Genomic DNA, 263 nt, shown 5'->3' with positions numbered 1-263 from the left:
CTCGCTGCTGGACCGCGACCGGCAGTGGCGGAAGTCCGAGATCGGGCTCGGCGGTTCCGAGGCCCCACGCCAGGACTCGTTCTGCGACTACACGGTCAGCCAGGACCGCACCGTCATCGTCGAGGATGCCAGCGCCACCGACCTCTTCGCCGACATCCCGTTCGTCGTCGGCGACCCGCATCTGCGCTTCTACGCCGGTCACCCGCTGCACGCCCCCGGCGGCGAACCGATCGGCACCCTGTGCGTGCTCGACACCGTTCCGC

The 263-nt window shown here is 70.3% G+C and carries 1 protein-coding gene; it reads left to right on the top strand.

Annotation, left to right across the window (positions count from 1 at the left end; all coding sequences use genetic code 11):
• Positions 1–263: GAF domain-containing protein (locus SB658_RS24860; RefSeq protein ID WP_410603073.1), on the top strand; the 263-nt coding region annotated here is incomplete at both ends.

Origin of the sequence: Bacillus sp. SIMBA_008, assembly GCF_046535495.1 — a bacterium.
GTDB lineage: Bacteria > Bacillota > Bacilli > Bacillales > Bacillaceae > Bacillus > Bacillus subtilis.
Note: the sequence above shows the minus strand (reverse complement) of the source record. Positions and strands in the feature narration are given on the sequence as shown.